Consider the following 15780-nt stretch of genomic DNA (forward strand, 5'->3'; position numbering starts at 1 on the left):
TATTAGTTTTGCTCATTGTTCTTCTCTCCTTTTCAAAGGGGGTATTATTTAGTCTCGCAAACTTATTGTATTTCCTTGGGCTGAGAAGAGCAATGTTCATATAACTTAACAGATCGAAAAAAATAATTAGGGGGAGAAATATGAAAAAAGAATTTTCAATAAGCAATGATAAAGTATTGATGAATTTTTCGGCTAGATATTGTAATAATTTTGAAAGCTTATTAGAGAGTGAAGGCTTTAGAAGAGTTTTAAGTGTTTATCTAAAAAAAGCAGAAAAGAAAAGAACATTATCATACAGATATTTAGTAAGCTCATTAAATACTACTGATTTATCAAGATTAAGAGAAGATATGACTCAAGTGTTTAAATGGTTAACAATAATGGATGTAAAGGAGATAGTGGAGTTTAATCCTAAATATGAGGGGCTATTAGGAAGTAAAGAAGATTTCATTAAGGTAATTGAAGATTTTTATTTATTTTGGAGAAGATTAGAAAGATATACGATAATACAAAATGATAAAATTAGTCAAGGACTTGCTGCTATGAACTTTACCGAAGCAAATTCATCTTTTGAAAAGCTAATATTAAAGTTTTACAGAAAAATTGAGCAAAATGTATTAGGTAGATATCCTTTAGTATTTAGACAACTTACGGCTGGTGGAAATTGTAGCATTATGATTAATAAGTTACTATGGCCAATCCCAAGAGGATATGAAATTTTAGAGGATATAAATTTTATTGATTGCATTTTACTAGAACCACCATTTATTACTTATCCAAAGAAAAATACTAGAAATGGAATGTTTACAGAAGTACAAGAAAATCCATTAAAGTATACACATATAAATAAGGATCATTGGTTCTGTTGTCCTATTAAAGTAGGTGAATTAATAGCTTATGTTTATTTTCATAGAGATTATATGAATCATGGAATTACATTGTGTAATTTATTTGAAGTAGCGACTAAGGAAGAATGTAGGGGTAGAAGACCAGATATTATATATGTATTTGGTATAAATGATGGAGAAGAATTAAAAACTGTTTTTTATGATGATGATGAAAATAATATTATGCTAGGTTATGTTAATTATTCAGAAGAAATAGATTATTTTGGATATATGAAAAAAATGATTTTGACATTGCATAATTTAATAATGATTAAAAGAGGAAATTTACCTATACATGGAGCTATGGTTAATATACAAATGAAAAATGGAAAACATGCAAATGTTGTGATTATGGGGGATAGTGGGGCAGGTAAATCTGAAAGCCTTGAAGCATTTAGAACAATGAGTGAAGAGTATATAAGTAATATGACTGTAATTTTTGATGATATGGGAACATTTAAGGAAATTAATGGTGAGGTTTATGGCTATGGTACAGAAATAGGAGCTTTTGTTAGATTAGATGATTTAGCTCAAGGATATGCATTTAGAGAAATAGATAGAAGTATATTTATGAATCCGGATAAGATTAATGCAAGGTTAGTAATGCCAGTTTCACCTTATAGTGAAATAGTAAAAGGATATAAAATTGATGTATTATTATATGCTAATAATTTTACTGATGTTTCAGAAGGAGAAAAATCTATAGATTATTTTGATAATGTAGAAGATGCAAAAAAACTATTTAAAACAGGACCAAGAATGGCCAAAGGAACTACAACTGAAGAAGGGCTGGTACAAAGTTATTTCGCAAATCCATTTGGACCAGCACAAAAGCAAGAAGAAACAGACATATTGATAGAGAAGTATTTTAATACTATGTTTAATGGAAATGTAAAAGTCGGACAAATAAAAACTTGCTTAGGTATTAAAGGAAAAGAGCAACAAGGACCAAGAAAGGCAGCTCTAGATTTATTTGAAATAATTAAAGAGTTATAACAAATTGTTAATCAGCATATAATGGTGAAAAAATAACTGGATTATATTAATTTTTGAATATAATCCAGTTATTTTTTATTATACATATTAACTAACTTATTTTTTTATAAACCTATCTTTAGCAAAAAATGAAATAGCATATAATCCACAGATACCTATTATCGCATAGATTATTCTACTAAACATAGTCATATCACCAAAGATTGCTGCTACAAGATCAAATTGGAAGAAGCCTATTAATCCCCAGTTAACAGAACCAATGATAACCAGACAAAGTACTATAGTATCTAAAATTTTCATAAAAAAACAACTCCTTTAGTTTTGATAACATACTTATCTTTTCCAAAAGAGTCATATATATTCATGAGAAGACTGTATTACTTTAAAATATTATTCCGTTTTATTAAATAGAAATATTTCTATCAATAGGTTGATTTAAGGAAATTATAGTATCAGTTCTTTGAATTCCTGAAATTACATTTATCTTATTTAATAATATGTCTTGAAGATCGCTTATATTTTTACAAATAACTTTAGCAAATACAGAATAATCTCCTGTTGTTAAATGTAATTCTACAACTTCCTTAATTTTAGACATTTCGTCAAAAACTTCAGAGAATGATGATGTTTTATCGATGTAAATACCAACAAAGCAGCAAACATCATATCCAAGCTTAGGAAGATTTAAAAGTATTTTTGTACCTTTTATTATTCCAAGCTCCTCCATTTTTTTCATACGAACGTGAATAGTTCCACCACTTACATGACATAATCTAGCGATTTCTAAATATGGCGTTCTACAATCTTTTATTAATATATCTAAAATTTGAAGATCTAAATCATCAAGTTGATAGGCTTGGCTTAAACCCATAATAACACCCCTTTAATAAATTTATAATATCTTTAATATATTTTATCAAATTTTACATAAAAAATGAAGCATTAAAGTAATATTATTATAAAAAAGAATAATAACATTAATAAATTATCAATATATGGAAATAAAAGCGTCTTGAAAATATGTAAATTTGACAGTAATATATATAGTAGAAAGATAATAGGAAGGAGAACGATTAATGGCGAATTTTTTAGGAACACTATTATATTTTTTAGTTTTATTAGCTATAGTATTTGGTGTAATGTTTTTAGGTAGAAAATATGTATTTTCTAAAGTTAGAATAAATAAATATATACCACTAGGAATTGCAATAGTATTATTTATTTTACAAATATTTATGCCTGCTATTTTAGGTAAAAATATTGTATGGGTATCATTTTTATTAACAATATTAACAGTTACTTTCTTTTTATGGTTTATGGATATTGTTACAACTGGTGGACCAAAGCAAAAAGAGAAAAAGATAGAAATAAGACCAAAAGCTAAGCCAAATAGAGTTAAGCATTTGAATAATGCACAAAATAACACAAATAATAAAAAATAATAAAAGCGCCATTTAAAGGCGCTTTTATTATTTTTAAATGTGATTAACATTTAAATGATTAATAAAGATAGGTGAGCTTACAGCAGTTTTATTGTCTTCTTGTAAGACTTTTATTACATACCAAGTTTCTTTTGGAGAGTTTTGGTGTTCATAAATATATTTTATACTATTTAAATTTATATCATCTACTTTTTTTATTATAGTACCTCCGTTTGAAAGAATTTGTATTTCTTTAATTTTATATCGAATATCTTCAGTAAAAATAGAAAACTTTATTTTAGGTGAATATATTGAGATTGTTTCACCCATAAATGTTTCATCAATTGTGAAATGAAGTTTTAAAAATCTTGATTCAGTAGAATATGTTCTATGGCTTCTAAAAGCATCAATTAATGAATTCTTTGATAAATCATTTGCAATATATGCTGTAAGATAATCTGCTTGATCAAAATTAATTCTATGATTATCTTGCCCGTTAATAGCACCTAATTTCCAACCATAATCAAGTAATTGGTAATAGTATTTTTCATGTTTTGTATATTTACTTGCGGGATTACCATTATACACTTCTATAGATGTTATTATTTTATTAAAGAATTCACTATATCGAAGTTTTCCAACTTCTTTATGTGGATGATTGATTATTATAAAAGCTTGATTGTTATTTAACATCCATAAAGTTAATAGTCTTAGGTCTTTTATACTACCTGTAAAGTAATTAGAAGGGTTTATTATATTAAAATCACCATAAGGAATGGTTTTACATTCAAACCCAACAATAGGCAGAAAATCATCTTCGCTTTTTTTTATTTTATTAGCATAGTAATTTGTAGCGTTCCATCTCGTTAAAGTGCTATCCTTTACGGAAGTTTTATTTGATAAAAAATCATTATGGTCAGTTACAAATAAAAAGTCTAATTTACATTTGATTGCAAATTGATATAAATCTAATGGTGTACCCTTCCCAGTTGAATAGCTTGAATGACAGTGAGGAATACCATAATAATATTTTAATTTATTTTGATCAAAACTTACTTTGTTTTTATGTTTACTTTTACCCACAAATTCGCCTCAAAAATTATTACTTACTTATATATAGTATTAAACACATTAAAATAATGACAATAATTATAAAGGGTGATAAAATAAAGTGAAACTTTATGGTGAATTTCAAAGATAAGGGAGTTTGAATAATATGATTATGGATTTTGAGGGAGTTACTCCTAGAATAAATAAAAATACATACATTTCTGAAAGTGTTGATATAATAGGAAAAGTTAATGTTGAAGAAAACGTAAATATATGGTTTGGTACTAGACTTAGAGGTGATATGAATAATATCATTATTGGTGAAAATACTAATATTCAAGAAAATTCAGTAGTGCATGTAGACATTAATTCTCCATGTATTATAGGAAAGAATGTAACAATAGGTCATGGAACAATTATTCATGGATGTAGTATAAGTGATAATGTACTTGTAGGAATGGGGTCAATAATATTAAATAATGCTAAAATTGGAAAGAATACTATTATAGGAGCAGGGAGTTTAGTTACTCAAGGAAAAGAGTTTCCAGAAGGTGTTCTTATCTTAGGAAATCCAGCAAAGGTTATAAGGCAACTAACAGAAGCAGAAATTGAAAGTATACAACGTTCTGCTGATAATTATGTTAGCTTAAGTAAAAAATATAAAAAATAGGAGGACATATGTTAAGAATAGGTGAATACAATACGTTAATAGTAGATAGAGAAAAGGACTTTGGTTTTTATTTAATGGATAAACAAAGCAGAGAAGATGTTTTGCTTCCAAAGTCTTTAGCAGAAGGAATGGGGGTAGAAGTTGGTAAAGAAGTTACTGTATTTATATATAGAGATTCTAAAGATAGACCAATAGCTACTTTTAAAAAGCCTTTAGCAATAGTAGGAGATGTAGCATACTTAAAAGTAGTACATCAAGGGGAATTTGGTGCATTTGTTGATTTTGGATTAGACAGAGATATATTTGTGCCTTTAAAAGAGCAAAGATATAAATTACATACAGGAAAAAAATATTTATTTTACATATATGTAGATAAAACAGGAAGACTTGCAGCTACAACAGAAGTTGAACCTTATATTGATGTTGCAGAAGAAGGAACATTTAAAGTTGGAGATGAAGTTACTGCAATGGTATTTTCAAAGACTCCATCAGGAACTTTAAATGTTGCAATTGATGCTAAGTATAGAGGATTAGTTTTACCTAATGAGTATTATGATGAAGTGCATCCTGGATATGAAATGAAATTAAGAGTTAAAAGACTTTATGAAGATGGAGTAATTGGATTAACTCCAAGAAAGACTAGATTAAGTGAAAGAGATGAACTTCAAGAAAAGATAGTTGCATATATGAGAAAGAATGGTGGATTTATGGAGTTTAATGATAAATCTAATCCAGAAGATATAAGAGCAACTTTTGGAACTAGTAAGAATTACTTTAAGATGGCTTTAGGTGGTCTTATGAAGGCTGGAAAGCTTACTCAAGATAAAGAAGGAAGTAAACTTATTTAGTAACAAGGTTCAAGTAATATGTAGTACATTTAGTTTAAGTAATAAAAGTTATAAGCAAATTTGAAATATTTAAGTTTGCGTTCTTAAGGAGAGCACTGTAAATACAGTGCTCTTTTTGATATTGAATATAAAATATTTTTGATACGTAACAATTTAGCAATAAGTAAACTATAGTATGTAAAAAGTAGGAACTATAATTTAAGTATAAAGTAAAGCATTAGAAGTGCTTGGAATGTTACAACGATAATCTAATATAAATTTCTTAAAGAGGTGAATAATATGAGAAAATATATATTTTTTTTAACTATTATATTTACTTTTACTGGGTGTTCAGAAAAAGATAAGACAATAGTAGTAAATGATAATGTATTAATGGATGAAATTAGAAATTCCCAAAAGATAACAAAGGAAGAATTAAATATACCCTTAGAAGAAGGGTACACTTTTGAACCTGGATTTATTTATGAAGATAAGATATATGGAGTAATAGTGAAATTATCAGATAATTGGACTGACGAAGAGATGTATAATTCATATTATTCTGAGGAGGAAGGCTTAGTAAAAGTAAGTAAAATATCAGGGTATGAAGAATATATAGATATGAGTTATAAAAATAGAGTTGCTATCGGCTGGGGTGGGAAAAAAGATGATAATTATTATATGGTAGACAATGCTACTGGAGAAAGAATGAAATTGCCAGAAATAAATATTACAAAGAAAGAAGAAATTAAAGTGGCTACTCCAGTTAAAGATGAAAATGGAAATATAAATATTGAATTTTTAACGAATGAAGATAATCAAGGCATGATGTCTTCAGGTAGCTATAATGTAATAGAAGAAAATAATAATTATGGTTATAGAGTAATTACAAATGGTGGTTCAGAGGATGAAGAAACTGGAAATGATAACTCTGGATGGTATTACGATAAAATTGATTATAGTTCATATGATAATGTACAAAGTTTAATGGTTCTATTTGATTTAGAAAATAAGAAATCAATAATTTATGGAGGCGAATTAAGTGCATTAGAATTTCCTGTAATTGCAGATGTATTTTATAGTAAAAAGAATAATAAATTTTATGCAATTGGAGGTTATTTTCAGAATGAAATATATGAAATAAATATTGATAATGATATTTATGATATAAAACTATATTATAAATTTGACTATGATAATAGATTGATTAGAGTTTGGGATTCTAAAGTTTTAGATAATAGTATTATTTTAGAAACATATATTCCAAATGAAATTGATGAGTATGGCAATTTTAATGCAGAAGAAATAGAACATGTTTTATTTAATTTAGATAGTAAAGAAATTAACGTATTTGAAAAAGATAAAAATAATATAAGTTATTTTATTTCAAATTTAAATTCAGATAAATACTTAATTATAAATAGAAGTGATTACAATTCTATGGAAGGAAAAAGTTACTTATGTAGGGTAAAAAATAATATTGTGGAATATATGTATGAAGTAGAAAGTGGGAGTAGTTTTTATGCGATTATGGATGAGGATGAAAAGACAATGATTAATTATTATAGAAATGAATATGAATCTAAGTATGAGATTTATAAATTAAATATAGAATAAGTAGTATATGTGATATAATTCTTAATATGTAAAACTTTAGAATGTATTAATAAGAATAAGGGGACAAGATGGAAAATCAAAAAATATTGGTTGTAGAAGATGAAATTTCAATTAATGATATATTAACCTTTGCCTTAAGAAAAGAAGGTTATGAAGTTAGAGGGGTATATAAAGGAGAAGATGCTATTGAAATGGTACATACTTTTAAACCGGATTTAGTTCTTTTGGATATTATGCTTCCAGACAAAGATGGATTTCAGGTTTGCAGAGAAATTTGTGATAAAGCTTTTATAATAATGTTAACAGCAAGAAATGATGTTATAGATAAGATTCTTGGTATTGAAATAGGAGCAGATGATTATATAACAAAACCATTTGAAATAAGAGAAGTAACAGCAAGAATAAAAAGTATTTTTAGAAGAGTTAATAAAAATAGTAATATTATGTCTAATATTACCCAGGAAATATTAGATAAAGGTTTATTTATAAGTTTAAGTGATAGAAAAGTTTATAAAGATGGAATAGAAATTGAATTAAAGAAAAAAGAGTTTGATTTGCTAAGCTTTTTGTATAGAAATAAAAATATAGTATTTTCAAGAGAAGATTTATTAGATAGAGTTTGGGGAGAGGAATATGAGGGTGATTTAAGGACTGTTGATGTTCATATTAGGAGAGTTAGAGCAAAACTTGGAGAGGAAAAAAATAGCACTGTAATAGAGACTGTATTTGGTGTTGGATATGTTATGAGGTAAATGAAATGTTTAATACTATTAGAGGAAAAGTTACATTAGGGTCTATAGTAATAGTTGGGATATTAAATGTTTTTCTTAGTGTGTATATATTTTTTATAATTAATAATAAGTTAGAAAGCACCATACAAGATAATATGAATAATATAAAGTTTATAGCAAGAAATTTTGCTATGCTTCAAATTGATAATAGTGAAAGTAATTTAGAAGTAGAATCAGGAGCTAAGAATGTAGTTGATGGATTGTACAATATGTTTGGAAATTATGTAGCGATAGTGTTAGAGAAAGATGAAATATTAAAGAGCAGAGGAAATTTGTTAAGTGAGAAAAAAGTAAATTTAATATTAGAAGAAAGTGAAGATAAGAAATCTTTGCTTATGTTAACAAAGGAAAAAAATTCATATATTGCGACATTTAATTATCCCATATACATAGAAGAAAACTATTATGGTAATATTATTGTTCAGCGAAATTACTTTCAAGAGTATAATCAAAATACAAAAATATTAATGACTATATTTATTGGGCAGTTTGCAATTTTTATAATGTTAATAATTGTAATAGGTGGAATGATTAGTAATCTTACTAAACCATTAAATAATTTATCAGAAGCTATAGAAAGATTTGGTAAAGGAGAAGAGTTAGAAGATATTAAAATTGAAACTAAAGATGAAGTGGCAGTACTAGCAAATAACTTTAATTTTATGAAAAATGAAATAAAGGATCAAATGAAAGTTATTATTAATGAGCAAAATAAAAGTAGAGAGTTTTTTAATAATGCAACACATGAACTTAAGACGCCAATAACTGCAATAAGTGGATATACTCAATTATTAATAGATAATGATATATGTGAAATAGAAGAAGCGTTTAGAGATAGAGCATTAGACAGAATCATTAAAGAAAGCAATAAATTAAATTCTCTTGTAAAAAATATTCTTGAAATATCAAGAGGAGAAGTAAAGCGAAGTATAGTTAAAGAAGAGTTTGATTTAGGAAATCTTATCAATAGTAAAATATCTGATATGAATATTAGAATAATAAAAGCTCAGATTAAATTAAATGTCGATATTAAAAATATAAATATAGTTTCTAATAAAGAGGATATTAATACGATAATAGTAAATCTCATAGATAATGCTATTAAATATACAGCAGGAAAAGAAATTACAGTAAAAGTTTATGAAGATGATTATAAATGTATCACTGAAGTATCTAATGAGATTTATGAGATACCAGAAAAAATAAAAGATAATTTATTTGATCCATTTGTTAAGCATAGTAATGATATTGTTCTGAAGAAGGAAGGAATAACAAGCTCCGGTTTAGGATTATATATCTGTAATAAACTAGCGGAAGATAATAATTTAAAATTAGAATATGCAATAGAAGAAAATATAATAAGTTTTAAATTAATAATCCCTAGAATCAATTAATTATTGGTTTTAGGGATTGCTTTTTATATACAAAATAAAAGTGAGAATAATATTCAAAAAAAGGAAAAAATTTACAAAGAATTAACTTTATAATAAAATAAATATAACAATAATGAAGTAGAGTTATATTAGGAGGGCATAATGAAAAAGAAGCATGTAATTGTGATATCTTTTGATGCAGTATCAAAAGAAGATTTGGATTTTTTAAGTAAGCTGCCCAATTTCTCAAAATTAATAAAGGAGGGATCATTAATTAAAAATGTGGAAAGTATATATCCATCTTTAACATATCCAGCGCATGCAACGATAGTGACTGGTAAGTATCCTAAAAATCATGGGGTCATAAATAATACTATCTTAGATTTTAAAAGTTATAATCCGGATTGGTATTGGTATAGAAAATATATCAAAGGTGATACGATTTTTGATTTAGCAGAGGAAAATGGGATGAAGACTTGTTCTATTTTATGGCCTGTAACTGCAAGAAGTAAAATAACTTATAATATGCCAGAGATATGCTGTACTAAAAAATATGATAATCAAGCAGTAAAGTCAGCTTTAGCAGGAAGTATATTTTATCAGTTAAGTATGAATAAAAGATTTGGATACTTAAGAAGCGGAATAGATCAACCATATTTAGATAATTTTGCAATGGAAGTTGCAAAGAAAACAATTAGAGAATTAAAACCTAATTTATTATTACTTCATTTAGTAGATGTTGATAGTCAAAAACATAAGTATGGTGTTAAAAGTCAACAAATCATTGAAGCATTGAAACGACATGATGATAGATTAGGAGAAATAGTTGAAGTATTAAAAATTTCTGGAATATATAACGATTCAACAATAATTGCTCTAGGAGATCATAGTCAAATAGATGTTAGCAGTGTAATTAGATTAAATTCAATATTAGTGGAAAATAATCTTATAGAAGTAAAAAATAATAAAGTTAAAAGTTATAAGGCTATAGCAAAAAGTTGTGATGGTAGTAGTTATATTTATTTAAATAATAAAAATGATAAAGATATTATAAATAAATTAAAAGAAATATTAAATAATTTAAAAAATCAAAAAGATAGTCCTATAGAAGAAATTTATAGTAATGATTCAATAAGTAATTTAGGTGCAGATAGAGATGCTATTTTTATGGTTGAAGCTAGAGAAGGTTATTATTTTATAGATGATTTATTTGGTAAAACTATTGAAGAGTTGAGTCAGGACAAGTCTTTTAAGATAAAACATAAAATAATGGCAGCACATGGATATTTACCTACTAAAGATAATTATAAAACATTTTTTATTGCTTCAGGTAAAGGAATAAAAAGTGGAATAGTATTAGAAAATGGAAAACTAATAAATCATGGACCAACAATTGCTAAAATTTTGGGTATTGATTTAAAAGATGCAGATGGTATGGCAGAAGAAAAAATATTAGATATTTAGGGGGAAGAGAATGAGTAAGGTAAACAAAGAGGAAAAAAGCTGGATTTTATATGACTGGGCAAACTCGGCATATTCAATGACAATTACATCTACAATATTACCAATTTATTTTAAATTAGTAGCAGAGCAAGGTGGTATGAGTTCTGCAACATCTACAGCATTATGGGGTTATACTATATCAATAGCAACCTTTATTGTAGCGATGATTGCACCAATATTGGGTAACATAGCTGATTATAAAGGAAATAAAAAGAAATTATTTAATTTATTTTTTTTCATTGGATTAATAGCAACAGTATTATTGGTTTTTGTACCAGAAAATAACCCAATTGCTTTACTAGTTATTTATACAATAAGTACAGTGGGATTTTGTGGTGCAAATGTATTTTATGATGCTTTTTTAGTTGATGTTACAACAGAAGATAGGATGGATTATGTATCATCTATGGGATATGGTATGGGTTATATAGGAAGTACTATTCCTTTTATACTTTGTATAGTTGTAGTTTTGTTATCTCAAAGTGGTTTAATTAATATGAGTTTAACATTGGCGTGTAAAATTACATTTTTAATAACAGCAATATGGTGGGGTGTGTTTACAATACCATTAGTTAAGAATGTTAATCAAAAATATTATGTGGAAAAACAAAGTCATATTATAAAAAATTCATTTAAAGATTTAGGAAGTACTTTAAAGAATATAAAAAAGGATAAAGCAGTATTGTTATTTTTAATTGCATACTTTTTCTATATAGATGGTGTTCATACTATAATCAGTATGGCAACATCATATGGTACAGATTTAGGAATATCAATGATTTCCTTGCTAATAATACTATTACTAACACAATTTGTTGCATTCCCATTTACAATTATTTATGGAAAATTATCAGAAAAGTTTGGTGGTAAAAAGCTAATAATGGCAGGAATAATAACTTATGCTCTTATTTGCTGCTATGGATACTTCATCAAAACTGTATTAGATTTTTGGATATTAGCAATGCTTGTTGGGTCAGCTCAAGGAGGTATACAAGCTATATCAAGATCATATTTTGCAAAGCTTGTACCAAAAGAGAAATCAGCAGAGTATTTTGGGTTTTATAGTATTTTTGGTAAATTTGCAGCAGTATTAGGCCCATTCTTAGTAGCGATAGTTACGCAATTAACAGGTAAAACAAATAATGGAATAATAAGTTTGATAATTTTATTTATTATAGGTGGTATTGTTATGATGAAGGTACCAGATATTAAGGAAAGTAATAAAGTAATAACTACAAATGAAAGCATGTAGAAGTAAAGAGCCTTTATGATGATAGGAAAAAAATAAATAGAATATTCCTGGGATATATTCTATTTATTTTTTCTTTATTTCCAGATATATTGTTATAAAACTAATATAATTTATGCAAGTTAATATTTATTTTTTCGTACTATCAATGATAAATTCGGATATTTTGGATATGTCCATGTTCATGATGGAATAGGTGCTTGTAAGAGGACCTTTAATTTCAGGTGAAAGATTAGAGTGTAGGTAAAGTGAATTAAGTCCTGCATTAGTTGCACCAGCAATATCGCAAATATAATCATTTCCAATCATGATACTATCTTTAATATCTAAGTTATGCTTTTTTATTAATGTATTGTAAAAATTTATATCTGGTTTACATATTTCATAATCTGCAGAAAATAAAATGTCATCAAAATATTTTTCAATTCCGAGCATTTTCATTTCTGAAAAAGTAAAAACTCTTTGTGCATTAGAAAGTAAATAAATATTTTTACCTTTAGATTTTAGCAGTTCTAATAGCTCAATTACACCATCATATAATTTAATATATTTTATTGATAATGTTCTAAATAAATGAGCAGTATCTATAACAAGATCTTTAGAAGGATTAATTCCTTTAAGTTTATATAACTCACTGAAAATAGGCTCAAGTGGTGTGTCAGGGTATTTAGTATTAGTATAGCTTTGTAATTTAGTTTTTATCATATTATTATATGATGTTTGTAATTCTTCAGCCGTATATAAAGCACCTTTGAATGAATAGAATAACGAAAGCTTGTACCAAAACTCTTTGCTAGATTCATCTGTATTAATATCTACTAATGTTCCATATAAATCGAAAATATAATTTGAATACATATTAAATAATCTCCTTAATAAAAAAAATATTAATATATTTATTGTAACATTATGTTATGGAAAATAGGGAATTTTTTTACAAAAATTGATTTGTTAATAAAATTAATATAAAATTTGTAAAGTATATAAATTAGTAAAGTATATAAATTAGTGAAGTATATGGAGGTTAAAAGTGAATTATAATTTTTATAAGTGGAGAGTATGGAGTATATTGGCAATTTCATTTGTGATGTCTTTATTTCATAGAGGAGCTATTGGAGTAATATCAGGAGATTTAAGTAGAGATTTAGGATTAACAGCAACAGAACTTGGAAATGTTGCTTCAATTACATTTTATACATATGCATTTATGCAAATACCTGCAGGGTTATTACTAGATTATTTAGGTTATAAAAGAATAAGTTATTATGGAGCATTGGTAACGGGAATAGGATCAATTTTATTAGGGATTGCAACTAATGTAACAATAGCTTATGGAGGAAGATTATTAGTTGGACTTGGAACATCAGTTATATTTATTTCAGTTTTAAAGGCTCAAACTATATGGTTTAAAAAAGATGATTTTACGAAGGCATCTGGAAAGTTATCTTTCATAGGAAATTTAGGGGGAGTAATTGCAACATTTCCATTAGCTATTTTAGTAAGTTTTATGGGATGGAGACTAGCTGTGATTTTAATGGGTAGCATTTGTGTTTTAATAGCTATAATAATAAAGTTTTATATTAAGAATTCTCCACGTGAATATGGTTTTGAGCCACAAGGAATAGAACTTAAAAGTATAAAGATTAATGTATTTAAATCAATTAGAGAAGTATTAAAATTAAAAGCAACTTGGAGAAATTTTTTTGTATTATTTACCTTAGTTGGATGTACTACAACAATTACAGGCCTGTGGGGAATAAATTATTTAACTGCAGTGTATGGAGTATCTACAACTAAAGCATCATTTTATGTAGCATTTATAGTATATGGACTGGTTTGTGGTTCGCTATTTGTAGATAAGGCAACAATGATTTTTAAAAAGAATATAATTATTTATCCAAGAATAGCAGCAATTTTAAACTCTGTATTTTGGATTTATATATTATGGCTTTGTTTTAAAATAGTGTTGAAATTAGCATAACATAATAGGATGTCCAAATGGACATCCTATTTGAATCGTAATATACTAAAATTATTCATCAAATCGATTTGATACTTATATAGTTTGACTATATACCATTACATTCTAATTGGTTATCATAAATATCAACTTCAAAATAGCTATTACATTTTTCGCAGGTATATGATATTATGGTTCTTTTTTTGTATAAATAATCACACCCATTTTTATTATGTATACACTCATTAGAGCTTGAATAATTTAATTCACCTATATTTAATAGTTTTTCTTTTAATACACCACCACAATCACATATTATATTGTTAGTATTTTGTGATGAAAAAGCTTTATTATATTGTGATTCAAAGTCTTCTTTATGTTGTTTAAATGAAATTCCACAATTACATTTAGCAATTCCTTTCTCATCATTAAAGCCTTGTAATGATGCTATAATATAGTATTTATCACCTTTTTCATTAATTAAAGCACTACTAATATGATTATTTCCTAATGCTAATATAAAAGTACCGCTTAACATAAATGTTAAAACTATTTTTTTCAATTTTATATTTTTCATAAATTCCCTCCCCAATAATTAACTATTAAATCTCAATTCAGTGTAATAAAACTATTCTTTGCTTATTTAATACTATATTAACATAAATTTCAATATAATTCCAAAGGTTTTCCCCACATATTAACATGTATATATAAAATACTTCTTTGCCATAAATTAAAGAAGATACTTCTTTTACAAAATAAATTATTAAATTAATATTACTTATTGAAATCTAATTCTTTAATTTATCACATAATAGATTAAAACTCCTCAATCAATTCTTTTAAATTAATAAATTCTAATTCTTTTTCAGCTTTTAATTTTGAACTATAAAATATAATTTCATTGTATGGTTCAAGATGATTTTTCCAGTTATCAGTTCTTTCTAAGAAATTCTTAAAATCATTTGCAATGAGAAAACATTTTTTATTTTTATTTATATAGCATATTGGTGAATTACTTTCTAAATCTGTTATTGAACCAACAGTTCCAATTAATCCACCTTCACTATCTGTTGCAAAAACATCTACTTGAGGAACTGTATAAAATGATAATTTAGGAATATTATCATCAAAAATAAAATGTATATCATATTCATCAGCATATTGTTGATAATTTTCATTTTTTTCACTTAAACTTAAATAATAAACAGTAGTACCTGCTGGAATAATCTCTTTATCTTCTACAAATATACATAAACCATTTTCTAACCCTGTTACATCTAAATATACTTTATTCATTCACCCTCCATAAATTACTAATTTAGTCTGGTAGTTAAAAAATCAAACTACCTCGAATAATAATACAATTGTTCATCAATCATTATATTTATTGTACACTAAAAATAGTAAAATTAAAACAAATTTTACCTTTATAC

General features: G+C 26.1%; 16 protein-coding genes. 10 read left to right on the plus strand and 6 right to left on the minus strand.

From position 1 onward, the window contains the following. Window positions 1-140: 140 nt before the first annotated feature. Window positions 141-1883 carry a phosphoenolpyruvate carboxykinase (ATP) gene (locus ABUA17_RS16780; protein ID WP_042400965.1) on the plus strand — a complete coding sequence of 581 codons (1743 nt, stop codon included), beginning with the start codon at window positions 141-143 and terminating at the stop codon, window positions 1881-1883. Between the two features lie 96 nt (window positions 1884-1979). Here ABUA17_RS16780 and ABUA17_RS16785 read toward each other — a convergent pair whose 3' ends face one another. Beyond that, complete coding sequence (locus ABUA17_RS16785; protein WP_042400961.1) at window positions 1980-2183, minus strand: DUF378 domain-containing protein; 204 nt, start codon at window positions 2181-2183, stop codon at window positions 1980-1982. A 103-nt stretch (window positions 2184-2286) separates the two neighbouring features. Then, a complete protein-coding gene (locus ABUA17_RS16790) occupies window positions 2287-2754 on the minus strand; it encodes an Lrp/AsnC ligand binding domain-containing protein (protein WP_042400958.1) in 468 nt (155 codons plus the stop codon). Window positions 2755-2959: 205 nt separating this feature from the next. Between ABUA17_RS16790 and ABUA17_RS16795 the strand changes: the two genes are divergently transcribed. Then, a complete protein-coding gene (locus ABUA17_RS16795; protein WP_042400956.1) occupies window positions 2960-3325 on the plus strand; it encodes a hypothetical protein in 366 nt (121 codons plus the stop codon). A gap of 33 nt (window positions 3326-3358) precedes the next feature. On the opposite strand, the gene ABUA17_RS16800 is transcribed toward ABUA17_RS16795, so the two are convergent. Then, window positions 3359-4387, minus strand: a complete 1029-nt coding sequence (locus ABUA17_RS16800; RefSeq protein WP_195951795.1) for a CehA/McbA family metallohydrolase — start codon at window positions 4385-4387, stop codon at window positions 3359-3361. A 133-nt stretch (window positions 4388-4520) separates the two neighbouring features. Here ABUA17_RS16800 and ABUA17_RS16805 point away from each other — a divergent pair, with 133 nt between their 5' ends. The 7 genes from ABUA17_RS16805 (at window position 4521) to ABUA17_RS16835 (ending at window position 12387) form a co-directional block, all read left to right on the plus strand. Further along, complete coding sequence (locus ABUA17_RS16805; protein ID WP_042400950.1) at window positions 4521-5024, plus strand: gamma carbonic anhydrase family protein; 504 nt, start codon at window positions 4521-4523, stop codon at window positions 5022-5024. 8 nt (window positions 5025-5032) lie between these two features. After that, window positions 5033-5872 (plus strand): CvfB family protein, encoded by an 840-nt coding sequence (locus tag ABUA17_RS16810; RefSeq protein WP_042400947.1) that lies wholly within the window; start codon window positions 5033-5035, stop codon window positions 5870-5872. 279 nt (window positions 5873-6151) lie between these two features. Beyond that, window positions 6152-7468, plus strand: coding sequence for a putative periplasmic lipoprotein (locus ABUA17_RS16815; protein ID WP_042400945.1), 1317 nt, complete (start codon window positions 6152-6154; stop codon window positions 7466-7468). A 68-nt stretch (window positions 7469-7536) separates the two neighbouring features. Beyond that, window positions 7537-8220 (plus strand): response regulator transcription factor, encoded by a 684-nt coding sequence (locus ABUA17_RS16820; protein WP_042400942.1) that lies wholly within the window; start codon window positions 7537-7539, stop codon window positions 8218-8220. Window positions 8221-8225: 5 nt separating this feature from the next. Next, window positions 8226-9653 (plus strand): HAMP domain-containing sensor histidine kinase, encoded by a 1428-nt coding sequence (locus tag ABUA17_RS16825; protein ID WP_042400938.1) that lies wholly within the window; start codon window positions 8226-8228, stop codon window positions 9651-9653. 141 nt (window positions 9654-9794) lie between these two features. Next, entirely contained in the window at window positions 9795-11096 is a 1302-nt protein-coding gene (locus ABUA17_RS16830) for an alkaline phosphatase family protein (RefSeq protein ID WP_042400935.1), read from the plus strand. A gap of 10 nt (window positions 11097-11106) precedes the next feature. Further along, entirely contained in the window at window positions 11107-12387 is a 1281-nt protein-coding gene (locus ABUA17_RS16835) for an MFS transporter (protein ID WP_042400933.1), read from the plus strand. Between the two features lie 126 nt (window positions 12388-12513). On the opposite strand, the gene ABUA17_RS16840 is transcribed toward ABUA17_RS16835, so the two are convergent. Beyond that, window positions 12514-13242: an HAD family hydrolase gene (locus ABUA17_RS16840; RefSeq protein WP_042400930.1), complete on the minus strand. Its 729-nt coding sequence runs from the start codon at window positions 13240-13242 to the stop codon at window positions 12514-12516. 172 nt (window positions 13243-13414) lie between these two features. Between ABUA17_RS16840 and ABUA17_RS16845 the strand changes: the two genes are divergently transcribed. Further along, window positions 13415-14365, plus strand: a complete 951-nt coding sequence (locus tag ABUA17_RS16845; protein WP_195951796.1) for an MFS transporter — start codon at window positions 13415-13417, stop codon at window positions 14363-14365. An 88-nt stretch (window positions 14366-14453) separates the two neighbouring features. Here the strand turns inward: ABUA17_RS16845 and ABUA17_RS16850 are convergent, their stop codons facing one another. Beyond that, window positions 14454-14921: a hypothetical protein gene (locus tag ABUA17_RS16850; protein WP_195951797.1), complete on the minus strand. Its 468-nt coding sequence runs from the start codon at window positions 14919-14921 to the stop codon at window positions 14454-14456. A 242-nt stretch (window positions 14922-15163) separates the two neighbouring features. Next, window positions 15164-15643: a hypothetical protein gene (locus tag ABUA17_RS16855; RefSeq protein ID WP_055275453.1), complete on the minus strand. Its 480-nt coding sequence runs from the start codon at window positions 15641-15643 to the stop codon at window positions 15164-15166. Between the last annotated feature and the right edge of the window lie 137 nt (window positions 15644-15780).

The organism is Clostridium sp. RTP31139st1_H3_RTP31139_211217, from assembly GCF_040227035.1.
Classification (GTDB): Bacteria; Bacillota; Clostridia; order Clostridiales; family Clostridiaceae; genus Clostridium; species Clostridium saudiense.

Bases quoted from the DNA above. Each gene is read 5' to 3' on its own strand.
- ABUA17_RS16795 (WP_042400956.1), top strand. From the start codon at position 2,960: ATGGCGAATTTTTTAGGAACACTATTATATTTTTTAGTTTTATTAGCT.
- ABUA17_RS16830 (WP_042400935.1), top strand. From the start codon at position 9,795: ATGAAAAAGAAGCATGTAATTGTGATATCTTTTGATGCAGTATCAAAA.
- ABUA17_RS16790 (WP_042400958.1), bottom strand. From the start codon at position 2,754: ATGGGTTTAAGCCAAGCCTATCAACTTGATGATTTAGATCTTCAAATT.
- ABUA17_RS16785 (WP_042400961.1), bottom strand. From the start codon at position 2,183: ATGAAAATTTTAGATACTATAGTACTTTGTCTGGTTATCATTGGTTCT.
- ABUA17_RS16850 (WP_195951797.1), bottom strand. From the start codon at position 14,921: ATGAAAAATATAAAATTGAAAAAAATAGTTTTAACATTTATGTTAAGC.
- ABUA17_RS16815 (WP_042400945.1), top strand. From the start codon at position 6,152: ATGAGAAAATATATATTTTTTTTAACTATTATATTTACTTTTACTGGG.
- ABUA17_RS16820 (WP_042400942.1), top strand. From the start codon at position 7,537: ATGGAAAATCAAAAAATATTGGTTGTAGAAGATGAAATTTCAATTAAT.
- ABUA17_RS16825 (WP_042400938.1), top strand. From the start codon at position 8,226: ATGTTTAATACTATTAGAGGAAAAGTTACATTAGGGTCTATAGTAATA.
- ABUA17_RS16805 (WP_042400950.1), top strand. From the start codon at position 4,521: ATGATTATGGATTTTGAGGGAGTTACTCCTAGAATAAATAAAAATACA.
- ABUA17_RS16810 (WP_042400947.1), top strand. From the start codon at position 5,033: ATGTTAAGAATAGGTGAATACAATACGTTAATAGTAGATAGAGAAAAG.
- ABUA17_RS16840 (WP_042400930.1), bottom strand. From the start codon at position 13,242: ATGTATTCAAATTATATTTTCGATTTATATGGAACATTAGTAGATATT.
- ABUA17_RS16780 (WP_042400965.1), top strand. From the start codon at position 141: ATGAAAAAAGAATTTTCAATAAGCAATGATAAAGTATTGATGAATTTT.
- ABUA17_RS16855 (WP_055275453.1), bottom strand. From the start codon at position 15,643: ATGAATAAAGTATATTTAGATGTAACAGGGTTAGAAAATGGTTTATGT.
- ABUA17_RS16835 (WP_042400933.1), top strand. From the start codon at position 11,107: ATGAGTAAGGTAAACAAAGAGGAAAAAAGCTGGATTTTATATGACTGG.